General features: G+C 72.5%; 18 protein-coding genes. 14 read left to right on the top strand and 4 right to left on the bottom strand.

What is annotated here, in order from left to right; genetic code table 11:
- The first annotated feature begins 79 nt into the window (after positions 1-79).
- From ACGF5T_RS23685 to ACGF5T_RS23710, 6 genes are all read left to right on the top strand, one after another.
- The gene (locus ACGF5T_RS23685; RefSeq protein ID WP_366767329.1) at positions 80-2326 is read left to right on the top strand and encodes an MMPL family transporter; all 2247 of its coding nucleotides are present in this window, start codon (positions 80-82) and stop codon (positions 2324-2326) included.
- Positions 2304-2888 (top strand): GNAT family protein, encoded by a 585-nt coding sequence (locus tag ACGF5T_RS23690; protein WP_356610501.1) that lies wholly within the window; start codon positions 2304-2306, stop codon positions 2886-2888. The genes ACGF5T_RS23685 and ACGF5T_RS23690 overlap by 23 nt, the downstream gene beginning before the upstream one ends.
- Before the next feature lie 35 nt (positions 2889-2923).
- Positions 2924-3556, top strand: a complete 633-nt coding sequence (locus tag ACGF5T_RS23695) for a hypothetical protein (protein WP_356610502.1) — start codon at positions 2924-2926, stop codon at positions 3554-3556.
- 198 nt (positions 3557-3754) lie between these two features.
- Positions 3755-3940, top strand: a complete 186-nt coding sequence (locus ACGF5T_RS23700) for a hypothetical protein (RefSeq protein WP_356610559.1) — start codon at positions 3755-3757, stop codon at positions 3938-3940.
- 104 nt (positions 3941-4044) lie between these two features.
- Entirely contained in the window at positions 4045-7158 is a 3114-nt protein-coding gene (locus ACGF5T_RS23705) for an AAA family ATPase (protein WP_366767357.1), read from the top strand.
- Between the two features lie 37 nt (positions 7159-7195).
- Positions 7196-7396, top strand: a complete 201-nt coding sequence (locus ACGF5T_RS23710; protein WP_356610504.1) for a DUF6191 domain-containing protein — start codon at positions 7196-7198, stop codon at positions 7394-7396.
- 10 nt (positions 7397-7406) lie between these two features.
- Here ACGF5T_RS23710 and ACGF5T_RS23715 read toward each other — a convergent pair whose 3' ends face one another.
- Entirely contained in the window at positions 7407-8609 is a 1203-nt protein-coding gene (locus ACGF5T_RS23715; RefSeq protein WP_361013075.1) for a PQQ-dependent sugar dehydrogenase, read from the bottom strand.
- A 75-nt stretch (positions 8610-8684) separates the two neighbouring features.
- Positions 8685-9683 carry an aldo/keto reductase gene (locus ACGF5T_RS23720; RefSeq protein ID WP_356610506.1) on the bottom strand — a complete coding sequence of 333 codons (999 nt, stop codon included), beginning with the start codon at positions 9681-9683 and terminating at the stop codon, positions 8685-8687.
- 76 nt (positions 9684-9759) lie between these two features.
- Here ACGF5T_RS23720 and ACGF5T_RS23725 point away from each other — a divergent pair, with 76 nt between their 5' ends.
- The 6 genes from ACGF5T_RS23725 to serA all read left to right on the top strand — a co-directional run bounded on the left by ACGF5T_RS23725 (position 9760) and on the right by serA (position 19768).
- Entirely contained in the window at positions 9760-10701 is a 942-nt protein-coding gene (locus tag ACGF5T_RS23725) for a 2-hydroxyacid dehydrogenase (RefSeq protein WP_361013069.1), read from the top strand.
- A gap of 381 nt (positions 10702-11082) precedes the next feature.
- Complete coding sequence (locus tag ACGF5T_RS23730; protein WP_392889116.1) at positions 11083-14148, top strand: putative bifunctional diguanylate cyclase/phosphodiesterase; 3066 nt, start codon at positions 11083-11085, stop codon at positions 14146-14148.
- A 249-nt stretch (positions 14149-14397) separates the two neighbouring features.
- Entirely contained in the window at positions 14398-16248 is a 1851-nt protein-coding gene (locus ACGF5T_RS23735) for an acetolactate synthase large subunit (protein ID WP_356610508.1), read from the top strand.
- 21 nt (positions 16249-16269) lie between these two features.
- Entirely contained in the window at positions 16270-16794 is a 525-nt protein-coding gene (gene ilvN / locus ACGF5T_RS23740; RefSeq protein WP_053137484.1) for an acetolactate synthase small subunit, read from the top strand.
- 118 nt (positions 16795-16912) lie between these two features.
- A complete protein-coding gene (gene ilvC / locus ACGF5T_RS23745) occupies positions 16913-17911 on the top strand; it encodes a ketol-acid reductoisomerase (RefSeq protein WP_053137487.1) in 999 nt (332 codons plus the stop codon).
- Between the two features lie 267 nt (positions 17912-18178).
- Positions 18179-19768 (top strand): phosphoglycerate dehydrogenase, encoded by a 1590-nt coding sequence (serA, locus tag ACGF5T_RS23750; RefSeq protein WP_361013062.1) that lies wholly within the window; start codon positions 18179-18181, stop codon positions 19766-19768.
- Between the two features lie 59 nt (positions 19769-19827).
- Here the strand turns inward: serA and ACGF5T_RS23755 are convergent, their stop codons facing one another.
- A complete protein-coding gene (locus tag ACGF5T_RS23755) occupies positions 19828-21375 on the bottom strand; it encodes an MFS transporter (protein WP_366767330.1) in 1548 nt (515 codons plus the stop codon).
- Positions 21376-21459: 84 nt separating this feature from the next.
- Between ACGF5T_RS23755 and ACGF5T_RS23760 the strand changes: the two genes are divergently transcribed.
- On the top strand, positions 21460-22050 hold the full coding sequence (locus ACGF5T_RS23760; RefSeq protein ID WP_366767331.1) for a TetR/AcrR family transcriptional regulator: 591 nt from the start codon (positions 21460-21462) through the stop codon (positions 22048-22050).
- On the opposite strand, the gene ACGF5T_RS23765 is transcribed toward ACGF5T_RS23760, so the two are convergent.
- Positions 22031-23257 (bottom strand): helix-turn-helix domain-containing protein, encoded by a 1227-nt coding sequence (locus ACGF5T_RS23765; RefSeq protein WP_366767332.1) that lies wholly within the window; start codon positions 23255-23257, stop codon positions 22031-22033. The two genes, ACGF5T_RS23760 and ACGF5T_RS23765, sit on opposite strands and share 20 nt — an antisense overlap.
- A 164-nt stretch (positions 23258-23421) precedes the next feature.
- On the opposite strand from ACGF5T_RS23765, the gene ACGF5T_RS23770 reads away from it, so the two are divergent.
- Complete coding sequence (locus ACGF5T_RS23770; protein WP_366767333.1) at positions 23422-24348, top strand: proline dehydrogenase family protein; 927 nt, start codon at positions 23422-23424, stop codon at positions 24346-24348.
- Positions 24349-24361: the final 13 nt, after the last annotated feature.

Consider the following 24361-nt stretch of genomic DNA (forward strand, 5'->3'; position numbering starts at 1 on the left):
GCGTTCTTTGCGGGCTGTTCACTCCATGAACGACTGTTCCCGGTCAAAGATCCATCATCAGACACCTGGGAGCACGTTCGTGGCAGCCCTTGCACGCTGGTGTGTCCGACGCCGCCTCGTCGCCGTCCTGCTCTGGCTCGTCGCCTTCCTCGGGACCGCCACGGCCGCCGTGCTCACGGGTTCCGCGTACTCCAACGACTACGGGGTCCCCGGCACCGACTCGGACCGTGCCTCCCGGCTGCTCGCCTCCGGCTTCCCCGGCCTCGACGGCGAGAGGGACACGATCGTCTGGCACACGACGACCGGCACCGTGCGCGCCGCCGACGTCGAACAGACCATGACCCGCACCCTGGACCGCATCGCGGACCTGCCCTCGGTGGCCTCGGTCACCAACCCGTACGACGACCCCGACTCGCCCCTGATCAGCGCGGACGACGACACCGCGTACGCCTCCGTCACCTTCGCCGACGCCTCCCGGGACGTCGACGCGGCCGAGGCCCGGGCCGTGGTCGACGCCGCGCGGGCGGCGGGGACGGACGGCCTCCAGGTCGAGGTCGGCGGCGGCGCCGTCGCGCTCACCGAGGCGCCGCGGGGTCACCTCGCCGAGGCCGTCGGAGTGGCCGTCGCGGCGGTCGTCCTCTTCCTCGCCTTCGGCTCCCTGGCCGCGTCCGTGCTGCCCATCGCGACCGCGCTGATCTCCGTCGGCACCGCCTACGCGGGGATCACCCTGCTCGGGCACGTCATGACCGTCGCCGACTTCGCGCCCATGCTGGGCACCCTCATCGGACTCGGCGTCGGCATCGACTACGCGCTGTTCATCGTCACCAGGCACCGGCGCGGGCTGAAGCGGGGCCTGTCGGTGGCCGAGGCCGCCGAGAACGCCGTCGCGACGACGGGACGCGCGGTCGTCTTCGCGGGTGCCACCGTTTGCATCGCCCTGCTGGGCATGCTGATCCTGCGGCTCAGCTTCCTCAATGGCGTGGCCATCGCCGCCTCGCTGACCGTCCTCCTCACCGTCGCGGCCTCCGTCACCCTGCTCCCGGCGCTGCTGTCGTACATCGGCCCGCGCGCCCTCAACCGGCGCGAGCGGCGGCGCCTCGCCGAGCACGGGCCGCAGCCCGAGCCGCCGACCGGTTTCGCCGCGCGCTGGTCGGCGCTGGTCGAACGCCGGCCCAAGCTGCTCGGCGCCGTCGCCCTGGTCGTCATCACCGTCCTCGCACTGCCCACCCTCGACCTGCGCCTGGGCACCTCCGACCAGGGCAACGACCCCAAGGGCACCACCACCCGCCAGGCCTACGACCTCCTCGCCGAAGGCTTCGGGCCCGGTGTGAACGGCCCCCTCACGCTGGTCACCGAGGTCGGCGGGGCGGAGGACCGGCTCGCCCTGGACAACCTCGACGCCGCGCTGCGCACCACCGAGGGCGTCTCCTCGGTGACACCCGTGGCGTACGACTCGGCCGGTGACACCGCGTTCCTCACCCTCGTACCCGAGTCGGCACCGCAGTCCCAGCGGACCAGCGACCTCGTCGAACGGCTGCGTTCCGAGGTGCTGCCGCGGGCCGAGGCCGGCACCGCCCTCGACGTGCACGTCGGCGGGGTGACGGCCGGCTACGACGACTTCGCCGGCGTCATCGTGGGCAAGCTTCCCCTCTTCGTCGGCGTCGTCGTGGGCCTCGGGTGCCTGCTGCTCCTGCTGGCCTTCCGCTCCGTGGGCATCCCGGTCAAGGCCGCCGTGATGAACGTCGCCGCCGTCGCCGCCTCCTTCGGCGTCGTCGTCGCGATCTTCCAGTGGGGCTGGGGAAGCGAGCTGCTCGGCCTCGGCAGCGCCGGCCCGATCGAACCCTTCCTGCCCGTCATCATGGTGTCGGTGCTCTTCGGGCTCTCCATGGACTACCAGGTCTTCCTGGTCAGCCGGATGTACGAGGAGTGGCTGGAGACCGGCGACAACCGCCGGGCCGTCCGGGTCGGCCTCGCCGAGACCGGCCGGGTGATCAACTCGGCCGCGGTCATCATGATCTCGGTGTTCCTCGCCTTCGTGCTCAGCGGCGACCGGGTGATCGCCATGTTCGGCATCGCGCTCGCCGCCGCCGTCGCGCTGGACGCCTTCGTCCTGCGCACGCTCCTGGTGCCCGCCCTGATGCACCTGCTGGGCAGCGCCAACTGGTGGCTGCCGCGCCGGGTGGACCGGTTCCTGCCGCGGATCAGCATCGAGCCGCCCGAGGCCCGCACCGCCCATGAGAGGCTGGCCGCGGCGACGGACGCCGAAGCGGCGGTCGTCCTTGCGGAGGAGGAACGGCAGCGGGATGTACGCGATACCACTGGGTGACGACGGAGCCGAGCTGCGCCCCCTGGAGACCTGGCACGCCGAGGAGTTCCTGGCCCACCTGGAACGGGGCCGGGAGTTCATCACGGAGCACATCCCCTTCGGCGCGACGGCCACCGACGTCGACTCCGCCCGGCAGATCCTCCAGTCCTACGCCGACCGGCACGCCGCCGACAGCGGCTTCCTGCACGGCCTGTGGCTGGACGGCAAGCTCGTCGGAGGGCTGCTCTACCGCGTCTTCGACGCCGCCACGGGCGTCTGCGAGATCGGCTGCTGGCTGGAGCCCGCCGGAACGGGCCGGGGCCTCGTGACCCGCGGAGCCCGGGTCCTGATCGACTGGGCCTTCGACGAGCGCGGCATGCACCGCGTCGAGTGGCACGCGTCCTCGGCCAACACCCCGAGTGTCAACGCCGCCCGGCGACTCGGCATGATGCGGGAGGGTGTGTTGCGCGAGAGCTTCCCCTACCGGGGGGCCCGCCAGGACACGGAGGTGTGGGCGGTGCTCGCACCCGAGTGGCGTGCGGCACGTGAGGCACGCGCGCGTGCCGCTCACAAGGATCATTAAGGGACCTCTCAGACAGCGTCCGTACGGTGCGAGGCATGGGAACGAAGACAGTGGACGAGACCGGCGTGAAGACCGACAAGGACAAGACGGGCGAGGCCACGGAGTCTCCCGAGACCACCGGGCCCGGAACCGCGGCCGACGGCGACGCCGCCCGGAACGAGACCGCGGACACCCCGGACACCGCCGACACCGAGGTCACCGACGGAACCGGTGAGAGCACCGACGACGCGGACCTCGACGCCGCCGCCCCCGGTGCCGCCGTCGACCAGGGCGCCACCGGTGTCGGCCAGGGCGCGGGCGCCGTGGTCTCCGCGGGGCTCGGCATCGTGTCGCTGACCGGCAGCTGGGTCGGCACCGTCGCCTCCGCCCGCGAGTCGGTCTTCGGCCAGCTGGAGACGACCTCGTCCTCGAACGTCCAGACCATGCTGGAGAAGGGCTACGGCGAGGCCTGGCAGGCCACCGCGCTCTGGGGCGGCGTCTTCGCGCTGATCGCGCTGATCGTCGGCGTCGTGGTGCTGGTCCGGCCCGCGTTCGGCGTGCCCGGCAGGCCGCAGGCCGCGTGGATCAAGTCGGTCTCCTGGGCCGGCGTCGCGCTGGGCGTGATCGGCCTGATCCTGGCCGTGCTCAAGTACACCGACGTCATGCTGAGCGTGCCGTCCGTGGGCTGACGCCCCGCGGTCCCCGAGGGGTCTTAGGGCACCGGTGTGCGCGCACACCGGTGCCCTAAGACCCCTCACGCACGTCTAAGGCCCCGCCCCCCGCCCGAAGATGCGGAACTTGCCCGATGTGGCGGACCCCCCTGGGAGACGAAGGTTGAGACATCGCAGCAAGCGATGCGGACACCGACTCACACCGAGGGGCACACCATGTTCGAGTACGAGATCCAGCAGGCCCGTTCCGCCGAACTGATCCGCCGCGCCGACGAGGCCCGGCTGGTCCGCCAGGCCGTCCGCGCCCGGCGCGCCGCCCGCCGGGCAGCCCGCCGCGACGCCGCCCCGGTGGAGAGCCATACGCCGCGGCTGCGCCGGCCCGGGTTCACCCGGGCCGCGTGAACGGGGGGACCGGGGAGGGCGGCCGCACGGCCGCCCTCCCCGCCGTCGTTCCGTCCGTCGCACCCCTCCCGGAAAAGCCCGCCGCGCTGTCGTACCCGCGTGCGATGCTCGGGTCCGTGGAGACCAGGTCCGTCAGTCCCGTGTTCGTCGGCCGCGCCGGCGAACTGGACACGTTGCACGACGCGCTCGCCCGCGCCCGCGGCGGGGCCACCGCCGCGTCCGACGCCGGGGGAGAGCCGCAGGCGCTGCTGCTCGGCGGCGAGGCGGGGGTGGGCAAGACCCGCCTCGTCGAGGAGTTCGCCGCCGCCGCCCGCCGGCAGGGCGCCGTGGTCGCGCTGGGCGGCTGCGTCGAGATAGGAGCGGACGGACTCCCCTTCGCACCCTTCTCCACCGCGCTGCGCGCGCTGCGCCGCGCCCTGCCCGCGGAGCTGGCCGCGGCGGCGGCCGGGCAGGAGGAGGAGCTGGCCCGGCTGCTGCCCGAACTGGGCGAGAGCGCCCCGGGCACCGGTGGCGGCCGGCACGACGAGGAGAGCACGGCCCGCCTCTTCGAGCTCACCGCGCGGCTGCTGGAGCGCGTCGCCGCCCGGCACACCGTCGTCCTCGTCCTGGAGGACCTGCACTGGGCCGACGCCTCCACCCGCCACCTGATCGCCTACCTCGTCCGCACCCTGCGGGCCGGCCGCCTCGTCGTCCTGGCCACCTACCGCTCCGACGACATCCACCGCCGGCACCCCCTGCGTCCCCTGCTCGCCGAACTCGACCGGCTGCGCACCGTCCGCCGCGTGGAACTCGGCCGCTTCACGCGGGAGGAGGTGGGGCGCCAGGTCGCCGGCATCCTCGACCGGGAACCCGACCCGCTCCAGGTCGACGAGATCTTCGACCGCTCCGACGGCAACGCCTTCTTCGTCGAGGAGCTCGCCGTCGCCGCCCACGAGGGCTGCTGCGCCGGCCTCACCGACTCCCTGCGCGACCTGCTCCTGGTGCGGGTCGAAGCGCTCCCCGAGAGCGCGCAGCGGGTCGCCCGGATCGTCGCCGAGGGCGGCTCCACCGTGGAGTACCGGCTGCTCGCCGCCGTCGCCCGGCTCGCCGAGGACGACCTCATCGAGGCACTGCGCGCCGCCGTCAACGCCAACCTGCTGCTTCCGGCCCCCGACGGCGACGGCTACCGCTTCCGCCACTCCCTGGTCCGCGAGGCGGTCGCCGACGACCTGCTCCCCGGCGAACGCTCCCGCCTCAACCGCCGCTACGCCGAGGCCCTCGACGCCGACCCCACCCTGGTCCCCGCCGCCGAACGCGTGATGCGCCTGGCCAGCTACTGGTACCACGCACACGACCCCGCCAAGGCCCTGCCCGCCGTACTGGACGCCTCCGTCGAGGCCCGCCGCCGGCACGCCTACGCCGAGCAACTGCGGCTGCTGGAGCGGGCGATGGAGCTGTGGGACTCCGCCCCCGACGCCGTACGCGCCACGCTGCGCCCCGTCGACTACACCGAGGTCTACCCTCCCTGCGGCTGCGACCCGGCCACCAAGCCGCTGCGCTACCTGGACCTGATGGCCGAGGCCGCCGTCGCCGGACGGCTGTGCGGGGAGCGCGAACGCGCCATGAAGATCGCCAAGCGGGCCCTGCGTCTGCTGGAGGACGAGCAGGACACGGGCGCCGGGGCGAGCACGAGCGGTCGCGATCCGCAGCGCGCCGCCTGGTTCTGGACGCAGCGTTCCCTGCTGGTCCAGGCGCAGGGCCGCGGCGACGGATGGCGGGAGCTCGGCATCGCCCAGGAGCTGGTCCGGGGCCTGCCGCCGTCCCAGGTGCACGCCGAGGTGCTGTCCATGGCCGCCAGCTGGTCGATGCTCCACGCCCCCGGCCCCGACGCCGTGACCGCCGCGGAGCGGGCCGTCGAGTACGCGCGCATGGTGGGTGCCGACGACATCGAGCTGAACGCCCGGCTCACCCTCGGCGGCCTGATGGTCGACGCGGGGCACGTCGACGCGGGACTCGCGGAGATGTACCAGGTGAGAGACCTGGTCGTGGCGCAGGGCCGGGCCGCCGTGGTGGCCCGCAGCCACATCAACCTGCCCTCCGTCCTGGAGAGCATCGGCCGCTCCGGGGAGGCGCTCGGCATCCTGCGCGAGGGCATCGAACTGACCCGGCGGATGGGTCTGCTGGAGTCCGAGGCCTACGTGTGGGGCAATCTCGCCGAGACGCTCATCTCCCTGGGCCGCTGGGACGAGGCGGTCGAGGCCGCCGTGATCTCCGGGGCCCCGGGCCGCAGCGCCGCGCCGCGCGCCGGTGCCGCCCTCCGCCGGGCCGCCGTCGCGCTCGCCCGGGGCGAGACGGCCGGGACCGCCCGGCAGCTCGCCGAGGCCCGCGCCGCCTACGGCACCCACGACACCATGCCGCAGTACCGTCTGCCGCTGGCCACCCTCACGCTCAGCCTCGCCGCCGCCGAGGGCCGCGTCCTCGACGCCCGGGCCGAGCTGGACCGGGCCCTGGGTGCCGGCTTCCCGCCCGGCACCCAGCGCTACGGCTGGCCCCTGCTGCTGTCCGCCGCCGAGGCCGAGGCCGACGCCCGTGGACTGCCGGCCGCCGAGGAGGGGCGCGGCGAGGCACTCGACCGCATCGCCCGGGCCGCCAAGGCACTCACCACCGGCGCCCCCACCTGGCTCGCCCACGACAAGTGGGTCCGCGCCGAACTCCGCCGTGCCGAGGGCCGGGACACCCCCGACACGTGGGCGGAGGCGGTCGCCGCCTTCGAACGGCTGGAGCGGCCCTACGAGCTCGCCCGCGTCCGGCACCGGCTGGCCGCCGCCCTGCTGGACACCGGCGGCGAGGACGAGCGCTCCCGCGCCGTGGAACTGCTCCGCCTGGCCCGCGCCGTCGCCGAACACCTCGGGGCCCGTCCCCTCACCGACGCGGTCGGCCTGCTCGCCCAGCGCGCCCGCCTCACCCTCGGCCGCACGACCGGTCCCGCCGCCCCCGCCGACCCGGCCGAGGCCCTCGGACTCACCGGCCGGGAGCGCGACGTCCTGCGCCTGGTCTCCGAGGGGCGCACCAACCGCCAGATAGCGGAGGAGCTCTTCATCTCCCCGAAGACGGCCAGCGTCCACGTCTCCCACATCCTGGCCAAGCTCGGCGTCTCCGGGCGCGGCGAGGCGGCGGCGGTGGCCCACCGGCTGGCGCTGTTCCCGGCGCAGCGGCTCACGTCCCGTTCCGCGCCGTGAGGTCTACGCTGGAGGGACGCCGACCGACGGAGGCTTGGTGTTCAACGCATTCGAGGAGCTGTTCTCCCCCGGCCGCAAGCACACCCGCGACGAGCAGAACCGGCTGGAACTGACCCGCGAGGACGTCGGCGACGGCGACCCCGGCCACGGCCCGATAGACCTCACCTCGGGAAAGGTCGTCGTCCACCCGCCGCGGCCCGCGGACACCGGGGGCGACGCCCAGGGCGACGAGGACTGAGCGGCGCGGCCTACCGGACCTCCAGCTCCAGGATCCGGTCGTCGTCGCCCTTGGCGTCGCCCCGGCCGTCCGTGTTGCTGGTCACCAGCCACAACTTGCCGCCGCCCGCGGGCGCCACCGTGCGCAGCCGGCCGTACTCGCCGTCGAGGAAGGCCTGCGGGTCGGCCGCGGCCTCCGTGCCCTTCAGCGGCACGCGCCACAGCCGCTCACCGCGCAGCCCGGCCATCCAGGCGGACCCCTCGGCGTACGCGACACCGCTGGGCGAGGCCTCGTCGGTGCTCCACTGGGCGAGCGGGTCACGGAACCCGGAGCCGCCGCCCTCACCCTCGGCCTCGGGCCAGCCGTAGTTGGCGCCCGGACTGATCGCGTTCAGCTCGTCCCAGGTGTCCTGGCCGAACTCGGCGGCGAAGAGCCGCTGCTTGTCGTCCCAGGCCAGCCCCTGCACGTTCCGGTGCCCGTAGGAGTACACCGTGGAGTCGGGGAAGGGGTTGCCGGGCGCCGGTTCGCCGTCCGGCGTCATCCGCAGGATCTTGCCGCCCAGCGACTCCTTGTCCTGGGACAGGCCGGTGTCGCCGCTCTCGCCCGTGCCCGCGTAGAGCATCTTGTCGGGGCCGAAGGCGATCCGGCCGCCGTTGTGGATGACGCCCTTGGGGATGCCCCGGAAGACCGTGTCCGGCGCGCTCAGCTGCTCACCGGCCGGCTTCTCCTCGTCGTACCGCATGCGCACGATGCGGTTGTCCGAGGCCGAGGTGAAGTACGCGTAGACCATCCGGTCCGAGGCGTAGTCCGGGGAGAGGGCGATGCCGAGGAGGCCGCCCTCGCCGGACGCGGAGACCCCGGGCACCTCGCCCAGCTCGGTCTTCTCGCCCGTCTTCTCGTCCACCCGCGTGAGCGTGGCCTCGTCGCGGGAGGAGACCAGCAGCCCACCGCCCGGCAGCGGAGCCAGACCCCAGGGACTGCGCAGCCCCGTGGCGACCGTACGGGTCACCTTCACGGAACCCTTCGCGGGCGGGGTCTCCTCGGTGGCCGAGCCCGAGGGCGAGGACCGCGCCGTCGTACTGCTGGGCGAGGAAGCGCCCTCGGCGCCCGGCGCCTCCCCGTCGTCGGAGGAGCAACCGGCCGCCCACAGCAGGGCGGCGGTGGCCAACGCGGTCGGCAAGGCTCGACGTGGCACGATCTTGTTCCCTTCGACGCGGCGGGTTCTCCCTGTCATACCCCCGACGCGCCCGCCGAGTTCCCGATCGGCGAAGTCCGAACCGGCCGGCCCGGCACCGCACGACCGTGCGCCTCACTCCCACGACCCCTGAGCCGCGGGCAGCCGGCCCACCTCCGCGAGATCCTGCTCGGTCAGCAGCAGCTCCGCGGCCCCCGCGTTCTCGGTCACCCAGTGATCACGCTTGGTCCCCGGCACCGGCACCACGTGCCGTCCCTGCGCCAGCACCCAGGCCAGCGCCACCTGCGCCGGCGTCACCCCGTCGCCGTGCCGGGCGGCGATCCGGCGCAGTCCGGCCACGATCGGCTGGTTGGCGGCCATCATCTCGGCGGTGAAACGGGGGTGCCGGGCCCGCAGGTCCTCCGGTTCGAAGCCCTGGCCGGGGGTGAGGGTGCCGGTCAGGAAGCCGTTGCCCAGCGGCATCGCGGCGAGGAAACCGACACCGCGCGAGACGCACCACGGCAGCAGCGTCCGCAGCGCCTCCGGCGACCACACCGACAGTTCGGCCTCGACCGCACTCACCGGGAAGACCTGCTGCACCCGCTCCAGCTGCCGGACCGTCGCGTCGTGCAGCCGCGCCCCCGGGCGCCGGGCCGACCGCGCGCCGACCGCGCAGAGCCCGAGCGCCCGCACCTTGCCGGCCCGCACCAGCTCCGCCATGGCGCCCCAGGTCTCCTCGACGGGTATCTCGGGGTCGGCGCGGTGCAGTTGGTAGAGGTCGATGACGTCCGTCTGCAACCGGCGCAGCGAGGCGTCGCAGGCGCGCCGCACATATCCCGGGCGGCCGTTGGCCACGATGTGCTGGTCGCCCACGAGCAGACCGACCTTGGTCGACACGAAGGCGTCGGACCGCCGCTCCTTCAGTACCCGCCCCAGCAGCAGCTCGTTGGTGAACGGGCCGTACATGTCCGCGGTGTCCAGCAGGGAGACGCCCAGGTCCAGGGCCCGGTGCACCGCCCTGATCGACTGGTCCCCCCGCTGCCGCGACGCGCTGTAGGCCCAGCTCATCGGCATGCACCCCAGTCCGACGGCCCCCACCGCGAGCGCCGTCGCGCCGATCGTCCTGCGCTCCACCTGGTCGTGACCCTCCCTCGTCAGGCCACCCAACCTAACCTCTGGCCTTTCGCGCCCCTGACATAGCCTCCTGACCATGACTGCTGACGTGTGGCTGCCCATCCCGCCGGACGAGATCGAGGGCCTCCCCGAGGGCCCCGCCTACCGCTTCTGGAACGGCGAGGAGGCCTTCCCCGCCGACCCGGCCGACTGCGCGTACTACGTCGTCCCCTACATGAAGCCCAGCGGGATCGGCGTGCGTCCGCTGCCCGGGATGCGCTCCGTCCAGGTCGTCCAGACCCTCTCCGCCGGGATCGACCACGTGGAGCCCGGACTGAAGCACCTGCCCGCGGGCGTACGGCTGTGCAACGCGCGCGGCGTGCACGAGGCCAGCACCGCGGAACTCACCCTGACCCTGATACTGGCGTCGCTGCGGGGCGTTCCCGACTTCGTCCGGGCCCAGGACCGGGGCGAGTGGCTCGGCGGGTTCCGGCCCGCGCTCGCCGACCGGAAGGTGCTCATCGTCGGCTACGGATCGATCGGCGCAGCGATCGAGGACCGGCTCGTGCCGTTCGAGGTCGCGCCGGTGGTGCGCGTCGCGCGCTCCGCCCGCACCACGGCGCGCGGCCCGGTGCACCCGCTCACCGAACTCCCGGCCCTCCTCCCGGACGCGGACGTCGTGATCCTCTCCACGCCGCTCACCGAGGCCACCCGGGGTCTGGCCGACGCGGACTTCCTGGCCCGGATGAAGGACGGAGCCCTGCTCGTCAACGTCGCCCGGGGCCCCGTCGTCGACACGAAGGCGTTGCTCACCGAACTGGAGAGCGGGCGGTTGACCGCCGCCCTCGACGTGACCGACCCCGAACCGCTGCCGCCGGGCCATCCCCTGTGGCAGGCTCCCGGCGTACTCGTCAGCCCGCACGCCGGAGGGCCGACCTCGGCGTTCCTGCCGCGCGCGAAGCGGCTGCTGGTGGACCAGTTGACCCGGTTCGTGAACCAGGAGCCGCTGCGCAACGTGATCCTGACGACAGGCGCCTGATCCGGTTCCGGTACCCTCCGCAACCTTTCGGGCGCGGTGGGTACCCGCATATTCCCTGGTCGTCACGGAGCGTAGAGAACCTATGTCCCTGAGTGACGATCCTGGTGTATCGTCCGACAGGGGATGCGCCGCGACCGTTCGGCGCCGGGGATGAACATCTCAACTGTGAGGGGGGCGACGGGCGATGCACGGCCTATGGACGAACGACCCGACGCGGCGGAGCCGCCGCCGGCGACCCTGGCGCACGACCACGACGGCGCACAGACGTGGCCGCCCCGGCCACCACGGCGGCCATCACGGTCAACGCGACCCTCACCCGCATCGGCGGAGCCGCGGGAGCCGGGCCCGGCCGGTCCACCGCCCGCGCGCCACGGAAGCGGCATGGACCGGGGGGCCGACGTGAGCCCGCCGCCGTCCCCCATGCCCACGCTGGACGGACGGCTGCGGACGCAGCCCCCGCCCGGCCTGCTGCCGCCCCGGCCGTCCGCCACCGTCGGCCGGCCGGCCCTCGTCCGCCAGCTCGTGCTGGCCCTGGTCTGCGCGGCCTACGCCGTCGGGTCCGCGCTCGGCTGGGGTTCGGACCACGTCGCCAAGATCATGGGCGACTTCGGGCTGAGCGCCGCGGCGGGCGCCGCCGCCGTCTCCTGCTTCCTCTACGCGCGCGGGCGCCGCGTCCGCTTCCGGCCCGCGTGGCTGCTGTTCGCCCTCTCCTCGGCGATGGCGTCCCTGGGCAACCTGGTGTGGGGGTGGTACGAGGTCGTCCTGCGGCAGCCCGTCCCCAGCCCCAGCTACGCCGACCTGTTCTTCCTGTGCTTCGCGCCGCCCGCCATCGTGGGGCTGCTGGTGCTGGCCAAGCGGCCGGTGACCAAGGCCGGCTGGATCTGCCTGGGACTGGACGCCTGGCTGATCGGCGGTTCCCTGCTGACGCTGGCGTGGAGCCTGGCGCTCGCCCAGGCGGCGAAGGCCGGGGGCGGTTCCAGCGTGGCGCACGGCGCGCTCTCGGTGGCGTACCCCCTGCTCGACATCGCCCTCGTCAGCATGGTGCTCGCCCTGCACTTCAGGCGGTCGCCGGTCGGCAGGTCGGCCATCAACACCGCCATCGGCGCGCTCGCGCTCACCGTGATGTGCGACGCCCTGTTCACCTCGCCGCTGATGCAGAGCAGCTACCGGTCCGGCCAGTTGCTCGACGCGGGCTGGTTCGCCGGGTCCCTGCTGCTCGCGTACGCCCCCTGGGCCGCGTCCCGGCGCGGACGGACCGCGGGCGACGAGGGGTCCGGCGGCCACACCCGCGTGGTGCGCGAGCACGTGCCCGGCCAGCGCGACACCGGGCACCACCCCCGTTCCGCCGCGCACCAGCCGCCCGCGTCCCTGCCCGCGCCGACGTCCCTGCCCTCGCCGTCCGCGGGGGAGCGCGGCCGCTATCCGACCGCCCGGCCCATCGCGGGCTCCCTGGCCGCGCTCACGCCGTACCTCGCCGCCGCGGTCTGCACCCTGGGCATCCTCTACAACGTGCTCAACGGGCGCAGCGTCGACCGCGTGGTGCTGCTGACCGGCGGCACCGTGGTGCTCGCGCTCGTCGTGCGCCAGGGCATCATGCTGCTCGACAACATCACCCTCACCCAGGAACTGGCCCAGAAGGAGAACCACTTCCGCTCCCTGGTGCAGGGCTCCAGCGACGTCATCATGATCGCCGCGCCCAACGGCATCCTCCGCTACGTCTCGCCGGCCGCCGCCGGGGTCTACGGACGCCCCGCGGAAGAGCTGGTGGGCGGCGAACTGGCCGGGCTCATCCACCCGGAGGACCTCGGCTGCGTGGTGCACGAGGTGCGCCGCTTCCTGGCCGCCAACCCGGTCGAGGAGCCCACCACGCGCATCGAGTGCCGCTTCCGCTCCGGCGACGGCGGCTGGCTCAACGTCGAGTCCACCGTCAACCGCCACCACGGCGGCCTCATCTTCAACAGCCGGGACGTCACGGAGAGAGTGCGCCTCCAGGCGCAGCTCCAGCACAACGCCGAACACGACCCGCTGACCGACCTGCCCAACCGCGCCCTGTTCACCCGGCGCGTCCAGCAGGCCCTGTCCGGCCGCCGCGCCTCGGACCGGGGCGCCGCCCTGCGCGGTACGGCGGTGCTCTTCATCGACCTCGACGGCTTCAAGGCCGTCAACGACACGATCGGGCACCAGGCCGGGGACGAGCTGCTCGTCCAGGCGGCCCGCAGACTCCACGAGGCCGTCCGCAAGGGGGACACCGCCTCCCGGCTCGGCGGCGACGAGTTCGCGGCCCTGATCGTCGGTGACGGCGCCCGGGACCGCACCGCACGCGAGGGCCACATCATGGAACTCGCCGACCGGCTGCGGCTCACCCTCTCGCAGCCCTATCTCATCGACGGCAACGATGTCCGTGTCAACGCCTCCATCGGGGTCGCCTTCGCCGAGCCGGGCCTCGGCGCGGGGGAGCTGCTGCGCAACGCCGACCTCGCGATGTACCGCGCCAAGGCGGGCGGCAAGGGGCGCGTCGAGCTGTACCGGCCGCAGATGCAGCAGGACGTCGTGCGCAAGGCCGAGCTGGCCACCCGCCTGCGGGCCGCGCTGCACGACGGCGAGTTCGCGCTGCTGCACCAGCCGGTGGTCTCCCTGACGGACGGCCGGATCTCCTCGGTCTGCGCCCAGGCACGTTGGCGCTCCTCGCAGGGGGTGCTGTTCACGCCCGCCGAGTTCCTGCGGGTGGCCGACGAGGGCGACAAGACGGCCGAACTGGACCGCTGGGTGCTCCAGGAGGCCGTGGAGCAGGCCGCCGACCGCGCGGCAGCCGGCCTCCCCGTGGCGGTGGCCATACGCATCGGCGCCCGCCGGCTGCTGGACCGCTCCCTGCCGCTCGGCTCCGTGGAGGCCCTGCTGACCCGGCACGGACTGCCTCCGGGCTCTCTTGTGATCGAGCTGTCGGACATTGATCCACGGGTCGGCATGGACGAGCTGGACCGCAGGCTGAACGCCCTGCGAAGGGTGGGGGTCCGCATCGCCCTGGACGGCTTCGGCAGCGGGTACGCGGCGATCACCGCGCTCCGGCGTCTCCCGGTGGACATCCTCAAGCTCGACCGGGGCCTGGTCGAGGGCGTGGTCGAGTCGGCCCGACTGCACAAGATCACCAGTGGTCTGCTGCGCATCGCCACCGACCTCGGACTGAAGTCCGTGGCCGACGGGGTGGACCTGCCCGAGCAGATCGTCGCCCTGCGCGCGATGGGCTGCACCCACGGGCAGGGCATGGCGTTCTCCGGGCCACTGGACGAGTACCGGCTGCGCAGGGCGCTCGGCACCGGCCACTACTCGGTACCGCACGGGCCGGCCGAGCCGGCCTTCGCGGGCGGGGTCACGGCGGGCCTGCCGGCCGTTCTGGGTGGTGGCACGACCCTCCGTTCACATGATGAGACTCCCGTCCCACCCACTTGACAGTGGGTGCGTGCCGGGGGGAGGGTCAGTGCCATGCGCACCCGAATTCTCGTACTTGGAAAGCGCGTCGGCTGAGCTGGTGATGTCCGGACCGACCCGGACTCCCAGCGACCCACACCCGGCGCGCTCCCCTCGCTTGCCTTATGGCACGAGGGGTTTTTTGTTGCACCAGTGCCGCCGGGCGGCAGTCACGCACCGCCCGAAACACCGCAGAACCCCAGCATCACCACCCTCAGCATCGAGAAGAGAATGCCGATGACCGAGCAGGCCACCGGGGCCCCTCACCCGCAGCCGCGGCCCCGTTCCGGAGGACAGTCCGCCCCCGAGCACGTCACGGGTGCGCAGTCCCTCATCCGCTCGCTCGAGGAGGTGGGCGCCGACACGGTATTCGGCATTCCCGGCGGTTGCATCCTCCCGGCGTACGACCCGCTGATGGACTCCACCAAGGTCCGCCACGTCCTGGTCCGGCACGAGCAGGGCGCCGGCCACGCGGCCGAGGGGTACGCCCAGGCCACCGGAAAGGTCGGCGTCTGCATGGCGACCTCGGGACCCGGCGCCACCAACCTGGTCACCCCGCTCGCCGACGCCCACATGGACTCGGTGCCGATGGTCGCCATCACCGGGCAGGTGGCCTCCTCGGCCATCGGCACGGACGCCTTCCAGGAGGCGGACATCGTCGGCATCAGCATGCCGATCACCAAGCACAACTTCCTGGTCACCAAGGCCGACGACATCCCCCGCGTGATCGCGCAGGCCTTCCACATCGCCTCCACCGGCCGCCCCGGCCCGGTCCTCGTCGACATCGCCAAGGACGCCCTCCAGGCGAAGACGACGTTCTCCTGGCCGCCGGTCATGGACCTGCCCGGCTACCGCCCGGTGACCAAGCCGCACGCCAAGCAGATCCGCGAGGCCGCCAAGCTGATCACCGCCGCGAAGCGGCCGGTCCTCTACGTCGGCGGCGGCGTCCTCAAGGCCCGGGCCACCGCCGAGCTGAAGGTCCTTGCCGAACTCACCGGCGCGCCCGTCACCACCACCCTGATGGCGCTCGGCGCGTTCCCCGACAGCCACCCGCTGCACGTGGGGATGCCGGGCATGCACGGTGCGGTCACCGCCGTCACCGCGCTGCAGAAGGCCGACCTGATCGTCGCCCTCGGCGCCCGCTTCGACGACCGCGTCACCGGCAAGCTGGACAGCTTCGCCCCGCACGCCAAGATCGTCCACGCCGACATCGACCCGGCCGAGATCGGCAAGAACCGCGCCGCCGACGTGCCGATCGTGGGCGACGCCCGCGAGGTCATCGCCGACCTGGTCCAGGCCGTCCAGAAGGAGCACGCCGAGGGCGTCCGGGGCGACTACAGCGCCTGGTGGAAGGACCTCAGCCGCTGGCGCGACACCTACCCCCTCGGCTACGACCAGCCCGAGGACGGTTCGCTCTCCCCGCAGCAGGTCATCGAGCGGATCGGGCAGCTGGCCCCCGAGAACACCGTCTTCACCGCGGGCGTCGGCCAGCACCAGATGTGGGCCGCGCACTTCATCCAGTACGACAAGCCCGCCACCTGGCTCAACTCCGGCGGCGCCGGGACCATGGGCTACGCCGTCCCCGCCGCCATGGGCGCCAAGGCCGGCGCACCCGGGCAGACCGTCTGGGCGATCGACGGCGACGGCTGCTTCCAGATGACCAATCAGGAACTGGCCACCTGCGCCCTGAACAACATCCCGATCAAGGTCGCCATCATCAACAACGGCGCCCTCGGGATGGTCCGCCAGTGGCAGACCCTGTTCTACAACCAGCGCTACTCCAACACGGTCCTGCACTCCGGCCCCGAGGACGTCGACCCGGCGGCCCGCGGCACCCGCATCCCCGACTTCGTGAAGCTGTCGGAGGCCATGGGCTGCTACGCCATCCGCTGCGAGGACCCCGCCGACCTCGACAAGGTCATCGAGGAGGCGAACTCCGTCAACGACCGTCCCGTCGTCGTCGACTTCATCGTCCACGAGGACGCGATGGTCTGGCCGATGGTCGCCGCCGGCACCTCCAACGACGAGATCCTGGCCGCCCGGGACGTCCGCCCCGACTTCGGCGACAACGAAGACGACTGAGAGCCGTAAAGGAAGCAGCCCATGTCCAAGCACACGCTCTCCGTCCTGGTGGAGAACAAGCCGGGCATCCTCGCCCGGATCGCCGCCCTCTTCTCCCGCCGCGGCTTCAACATCGACTCGCTCGCGGTGGGCGTCACCGAGCACCCCGACATCTCCCGCATCACCATCGTCGTGGGCGTGGAGGAGCTGCCGCTGGAGCAGGTCACCAAGCAGCTCAACAAGCTGGTCGAGGTGTTGAAGATCGTCGAGCTGGAGCCGGCCCACGCCGTCCAGCGTGAACTCGTCCTGGTGAAGGTGCGCTCCGACAACGAGACGCGCTCCCAGATCGTCGAGATCGTCCAGCTCTTCCGCGCCAAGACCGTCGACGTCTCCCCGGAGGCCGTCACCATCGAGGCCACCGGCAGCAGCGACAAGCTGTCCGCGATGCTCAGGATGCTGGAACCGTACGGCATCAAGGAGCTCGTCCAGTCCGGCACGATCGCCATCGGCCGCGGTGCCCGTTCGATCACGGACCGCTCGCTGCGCGCACTCGACCGGTCCGCATAACGACGGAAACGGGCGGCCGTGGACACCACCGGCCGCCCGCATGCCGAGACCCCGAAACTTCCCTTCCCCCCACCGGCATACGGTGGGACGCAACACCCGCACACAAGGAGAGAACCCAGTGGCCGAGCTGTTCTACGACGCCGATGCCGACCTGTCCATCATCCAGGGCCGCAAGGTCGCGGTCATCGGCTACGGCAGCCAGGGCCACGCCCACGCCCTGTCGCTGCGCGACTCCGGCGTCGACGTGCGCGTCGGTCTGCACGAGGGCTCCAAGTCCAAGGCCAAGGCCGAGGAGCAGGGCCTGCGCGTGGTGAGCCCGTCCGAGGCCGCCGCCGAGGCCGACGTCATCATGATCCTCGTCCCGGACCCGATCCAGGCCCAGGTCTACGAGGAGCACATCAAGGACAACCTGAAGGACGGCGACGCGCTGTTCTTCGGTCACGGCCTGAACATCCGCTTCGGCTTCATCAAGCCCCCGGCCGGCGTGGACGTCTGCATGGTCGCCCCCAAGGGCCCGGGCCACCTGGTGCGCCGGCAGTACGAGGAGGGCCGCGGCGTCCCCTGTATCGCGGCCGTCGAGCAGGACGCCTCGGGCAACGCCTTCGCGCTGGCCCTGTCGTACGCGAAGGGCATCGGCGGCACCCGCGCCGGCGTCATCAAGACGACCTTCACCGAGGAGACCGAGACCGACCTCTTCGGCGAGCAGGCCGTGCTGTGCGGCGGCACCGCCGCCCTGGTCAAGGCGGGCTTCGAGACGCTGACCGAGGCCGGTTACCAGCCGGAGATCGCCTACTTCGAGTGCCTGCACGAGCTGAAGCTGATCGTGGACCTCATGTACGAGGGCGGCCTGGAGAAGATGCGCTGGTCGATCTCCGAGACCGCCGAGTGGGGCGACTACGTCACCGGCCCGCGGATCATCACCGACGCCACCAAGGCCGAGATGAAGAAGGTCCTCGCCGAGATCCAGGACGGCACCTTCGCCAAGAACTGGATGGACGAGTACCACGGCGGTCTGAAGAAGTACAACGAGTACAAGCAGCAGGACTCCGAGCACCTGCTGGAGACCACCGGCAAGCAGCTGCGCAAGCTGATGAGCTGGGTCGACGAGGAGGCGTAAGCCGCCCGCCCGAAGGGGCCGGAGCAACCCGCTCCGGCCCCTTCGGCGAACCCGGGGTAACGTCGTGCACGACGGCGTTGTCCAACCCGTCCAGCCACGGACGGGTGATCCTTCCGAAGAGGCGCAGGACGACCCCCGTCACGCCACTAGACTGCTGCCCAACATACGCGTCAGGCCCACAGCGTCGTGCGTCTTCCACGCGGTAGCCAACCTCCACCGCCTGCGGCCGTCGGGACGGCCGTCCGCAATGGACTTGTGAGGACTCACGTGAGCTCGAAACCCGTCGTACTCATCGCTGAAGAGCTGTCGCCCGCGACCGTGGACGCGCTTGGCCCCGACTTCGAGATCCGCCAGTGCAACGGCGCGGACCGGGCCGAACTGCTCCCCGCCATCGCCGACGTGGACGCGATCCTGGTCCGCTCCGCGACCAAGGTCGACGCCGAGGCCATCGCCGCCGCGAAGAAGCTCAAGGTCGTCGCCCGCGCCGGTGTCGGTCTGGACAACGTGGACGTCTCCGCCGCCACCAAGGCCGGCGTGATGGTGGTCAACGCCCCGACCTCCAACATCGTGACCGCCGCCGAGCTGGCCTGCGGCCTCCTCGTCGCCACCGCCCGCAACATCCCGCAGGCCAACGCCGCGCTGAAGAACGGCGAGTGGAAGCGCAGCAAGTACACGGGTGTCGAGCTGGCCGAGAAGACCCTCGGTGTCGTGGGCCTGGGTCGCATCGGCGCCCTGGTCGCGCAGCGCATGTCGGCCTTCGGCATGAAGGTCGTCGCCTACGACCCCTACGTGCAGCCCGCGCGGGCCGCGCAGATGGGCGTGAAGGTCCTGACGCTGGACGAGCTGCTCGAGGTCTCCGACTTCATCACCGTCCACCTCCCGAAGACCCCCGAGACCCTCGGTCTGATCGGCGACGAGGCGCTGCGCAAGGTCAAGCCGAGCGTCCGCATCGTCAACGCCGCGCGCGGCGGCATCGTCGACGAGGAGGCGCTGTACTCGGCGCTCAAGGAGGGCCGCGTCGCCGGTGCCGGCCTCGACGTGTACGCCAAGGAGCCCTGCACCGACTCGCCGCTCTTCGAGTTCGACCAGGTCGTCGCCACCCCGCACCTCGGCGCCTCCACCGACGAGGCCCAGGAGAAGGCCGGCATCGCCGTCGCCAAGTCGGTCCGCCTCGCCCTCGCCGGCGAGCTGGTCCCCGACGCGGTGAACGTGCAGGGCGGTGTCATCGCCGAGGACGTCAAGCCCGGCCTGCCGCTCGCCGAGCGCCTCGGCCGCATCTTCACCGCGCTCGCCGGTGAGGTCGCCGTCCGCCTCGACGTCGAGGTCTACGGCGAGATCACCCAGCACGACGTCAAGGTGCTGGAGCTCTCCGCCCTCAAGGGCGTCTTCGAGGACGTCGTCGACGAGACCGTCTCCTACGTCAACGCCCCGCTCTTCGCGCAGGAGCGCGGTGTCGAGGTCCGGCTGACCACCAGCTCGGAGTCCCCGGAGCACCGCAACGTCGTCACGGTCCGCGGCACCCTCTCGGACGGCGAGGAGGTGTCGGTCTCCGGCACGCTGGCCGGCCCGAAGCACCTCCAGAAGATCGTCGCCGTCGGCGAATACGACGTGGACCTCGCCCTCGCCGACCACATGTTGGTCCTGCGCTACGAGGACCGTCCCGGCGTCGTCGGCACCGTGGGCCGCGTGATCGGCGAGGCCGGTATCAACATCGCCGGCATGCAGGTCGCCCGCGCCACGGTGGGCGGCGAGGCGCTGGCCGTCCTGACCGTCGACGACACGGTGCCCACCGGGGTGCTCGCCGAGGTCGCCGCGGAGATCGGCGCGACGTCGGCCCGGTCGGTGAACCTGGTCTGAGGGACCGTGCCCGGGGGCTGACGCCCCCGGACCCCCGTTCGCCCTGAACGGGCTCGTCCCTACACGCCGGACGGGTTGAGTGACTCAGCCTGTCCGGCGTTCTCCGTTGCCACTTCCGGGCGCACCCGGATGTGCCGCAGGCCCATCGCGGCCAGCCCCGCTGCCACCAGGAGCAGCAGCCCCGCCGCGAGCGCGGCGCCGCGCATCCCGTCGGTGAACGCCTCGCGCGCCGCCGTCGCCAGGGCGTCTCCCGCGCGCCCCGGCGTCTCGGCCGCGACGGCCAGGGCGCCGCCCAGGGTCTCCCGCGCCGGAGCGGGCGCGTCGGCCGGCATGCCGTGGCGGTACAGGGCCGTACCGATGGAGCCGAGGGCCGCCATGCCCAGGGCACCGCCGAACTCGGTGCCGGTCTCCAGCAGCGAGGACGCGGACCCGGCCTTCTCGACCGGGGCCGAACTCAGGGCCAGATCGGTGAGCTGGGACATCACGATGACGATGCCGGCCGCCAGGACCCCGCACGCCGCCAGCACCAGCCACAGCGAGTCCGTGCCGGCCAGGGCCAGCAGTCCGTAACCGGCCGCCGCGACGAGGAAGCCGGACGTCACCACGTACGCGCGCTCGACGCCCCGCTGGACCAGGTGTGCGGCGACCGGCGCGGCGGCGCCGATGAGGACCGACGGCAGCAGGCTCCACAGCGCGGCCTCCAGCGAACTCTTGCCGAGGACCGACTGGAGGTACTGGGTGGTGAAGAACGCCGAGCCCATCATGCCGAGGGCCGACACGGTGTTGAGGACGAGCGCCGGGGTGAAGCCGTGCCCGCGGAAGAGGGCCGGGGAGATCATCGGCGAGGCCGAGGTGCGCTGCCGCTGCACGAACAGCGCCGCGAACAGCAGGCCGACGGTGATGGAGACGACGTAGCGGACGTTCCAGCCCTCGGCGGCCAGTTCCTTCAGGCCGTAGATCACGGGCAGGACCGCGGCCAGCGACAGGGGGACGCTCAGCAGGTCGAAGCGGCCGGGGGAGGGGTTCTTCGACTCGGGGAGCAGCACCGGTCCGAGGATCAGGAGCAGGGCCATCGCGGGCAGGTTGACCAGGAAGACCGAGCCCCACCAGAAGTGCTCGACGAGCACGCCGCTCATCACCGAGCCGAGGGCGATCCCGGCCGTCATCACCCCGGACCACAGGCCGATCGCCCTGGCCCGCTGGGTGGGGTCGGTGAACATCGTGCGGACCAGCGCCATCGTGGTCGGCATCAGCGTGGCGCCGCCGATGCCGAGGACCGCGCGGGCCGCGATCAGGGTCTCGGCGGTGTGCGCGTAGGCCGCGAGGAGCGAGGCGGCGCCGAAGGCCGCCGCACCGATGAGCAGCAGCCTGCGGCGGCCGATGCGGTCGCCCAGTGAGCCCATGGTCATCAGCAGGCCGGCCAGGACGAAGCCGTAGATGTCGAAGATCCACAGCTGTTGGGTGCCGCTCGGCTCCAGGTCGGCGCTGATCTGCGGGATCGCGAAGTAGAGGACGGAGACGTCCATCGAGACCAGCAGGAGCGGAAGCATCAGGACGGTCAGCGCGATCCATTCGCGACGGCCGGCGCGGGGCGGGGTCGTTGTCATGACGGCGACTGTACGGATGTCTTATACGGTTGTCTAGTACGGCTGTGTAGGACGGTCGTATGGATCGGCGGGTAGGGTGGCGTCATGGGACACCGCGAGGATCTGCTGGAAGGCGCCAAGCGCTGCCTGCTGAAGAAGGGCTTCGCGCGCACGACCGCGCGGGACGTCGTCAAGGAGTCGGGGACCAACCTGGCGTCCATCGGCTACCACTACGGCTCGAAGGACGCGCTGCTCGCCCAGGCCTACGTCTCGCTGGTCGAGGGGATGGGCGACGCCTTCGAGGGGGACCGGGCCGCGCTGGAGGAGACCGCGCCCGGCTCGACGGAGCGGTTCCAGGTGGTGTGGACCAACATCATCCGGACCATGCGGGGCCCGGGGTCGATCTGGCACCTCAGCATGGAGATCCTGGTCATGGGCGACCGGATGCCCGAGGTGCGCGACCACCTGGCGCGGGCCCAGCGGGAGGCCGGACGCGGCCTCATCCCGTCGCTCATGGGAGGGCGGGAGGAGGACGTCTCCGACGAGACGGCGGACACCCTCGGGGCGTTCTACGTGACTCTGATGACGGGTCTCATCGCGCAGTGGACCTTCGACCCGCGGTCCGCCCCCGAGGCGGAGCAGCTCACCGAGGGCCTGCGCCGGGTGATCGAGGCCGCTACAGGCGGTACGCCTTGAGCGCCATGTGCAGCAGCAGCCGGTCCTCCCCGTCGTCCAGGTCCAGGCCCGTGAGCTGTTCCACGCGGGACAGGCGGTAGTACAGGGTCTGGCGGTGGATGCCCAGCTCGGCGGCGGTGCGGCCGGCCTGTCCCGCGCAGTCGAGGTAGACCTCGGCGGTGCGGGCCAGTTCGCCGTGGGCGGGGGCCAGCAGCACCCGTACGGCGGGGTCCTGCGCGGCGTGCCCGGGCAGCGCGGTCAGCAGGCGGAACGCGCCGATGGAGGTCCACTCGGCGACCGGCCCGAACCGGCCCTCGGCGCGGGCCGCCCGGGCCGCGGCCGACGCCTCGCGCCAGGCGGCGCCCAGTTCGGCCAGCCCCGTGCGCGGCGCGGAGACCCCCGCGGCAGCCGCCGCGGCGCCGGTCGCACCCGCACCCCGCGCCCGCTCCAGCAGGCGCCCCGCCGCCGAGGTCGCCGGGGTCGGCACGTCCACCGAGCGCAGCCGGACCAGCAGTGCCAGCGACTGGCCCGACGTCCCCCACGGCACCGTGCACAGTGCCGTCGCCCCCGGCACCGTGCGGACCGAGGGCGCGTCGTCGGGATCGGCCGAGGGCCAGGGGGCCACGCACACCACCGCGTGCGGAGGGTGCGCGCGGTCCCCCAGAGCGGTGCGCAGCTCCGCCACGGCCATGTCCCGCTGCCAGTCGCGCTCGGCGGTCAGCACCGCCCGCAGCTCGCGGCTCAGGTCCGCGCCGTGCTGCGCCTCGTCCGCGAGCAGCGCGCCGATCCGGGTGGTGACCGCCATCGCGGCCGCCAGTTGCGTCGAGGTCGGCCCCGGTTCGGTGTCCAGGAGCCAGACATAACCGAGGACGACGCCCCGATGGCGTACCGGGAGGCAGGTGCGCCCCCGGTTGACCCCCGCCTCCGGCGTCGGCGGGATGTGGACCGGCCCGGTCGCGCGGGTGATGCCGAAGCCCTCGAACCAGGCCCGGACGGCCGCGGTGGAGCGCCGGGTCAGGATCGAGCGGGTGCGCACCGGGTCCAGGGCGGACGGATCGAGGTCGCCCTCGCTGTCGTACGCGCCGAAGGCGATCAGTTCGAAGTCGCGGTTCTCCAGGGTCGCCGGCGCGCCCAGCAGCTCGGAGATCTCGTCGACCAGCTCCTGGTAGTCACCACTGGTACCTCCCGAACCTCTGGAATCCGACGCCACCCGGACATTCTGCCGCATGTGCGCGCGCCCTTCATACATCTGTCTGAGATCGGTGGCACGGATGCGTGACAGCTGTCGATGGCCGACGATCGGGGGGATCCTTAGATTTCACGGTGGTTCTCCGTGCCGTCCCCCGTTCGTCGGGCAGCGGCCTCGTGTTGGTTGGTAAGTGGAGGTGCCCCGTGCTGGGTCCCGTGATTCTCGCCGCGTCGCGCAGCGACCGGATGCGTCGTCTGGTCTCGGCCGCGCCGGTGACCAAGCCGGTCGTCGACCGGTTCATCCCCGGCGAGACGGTCGACGAGATCGTGCCGATCGTCCGGGACCTCACCGACCAGGGCCTGGAACTGACGATGGACGTCGTCGGCGAGGACATCACCACCCCCGCACAGGCCGAGGCCGCCCGCGACGCCTACCTGGAGCTGATCGACCGGCTGAAGCCGCTGGAGCTGGGCACCCGCGCCGAGATGTCGGTGAAGCTGTCGATGTTCGGCCAGGCGCTGGACGGCGGCCACGAGCTGGCCCTGGAGAACGTCCGCCCGGTGGTCGAGGCCGCCGCCGAGATCGGCACCACGGTCACCCTCGACGCCGAGGACCACACCACCCTCGACTCGATGTTCGCGATCCACGACGAGCTGCGGAAGGACTTCCCGCAGACCGGCTGCGTCATCCAGGCCTACCTCTTCCGCACGGAGGCCGACGCGCGCCGGCTCGCCGACAGCGGCTCTCGCGTACGGTTGGTGAAGGGCGCCTACAAGGAGCCCGCCGAAGTCGCCTACCAGCAGCGCCACGAGATCGACAAGGCGTACGTGCGCGTCCTGCGGACCCTGATGGAGGGCGCGGGCTACCCGATGATCGGGTCCCACGACCCGCGCCTGATCTCCATCGCCCAGGAGCTGGCCCGTACCGCCGGGCGCAAGCTCGACGAGTACGAGTTCCAGATGCTCTACGGCATCCGCGGTGACGAGCACCTGCGGCTCGCCGCCGAGGGGCACCGCATGCGCGTGTACACCGCCTACGGCACCGACTGGTACGGCTACTTCATGCGCCGTCTGGCGGAGAAGCCGGCCAACCTCCGGTTCTTCGCCCGCTCGATGGTCACCAAGGGCTGAGCCCGCACCCGCT

This window comes from Streptomyces sp. NPDC047853, from assembly GCF_043204535.1.
Taxonomy (GTDB): Bacteria; Actinomycetota; Actinomycetes; order Streptomycetales; family Streptomycetaceae; genus Streptomyces.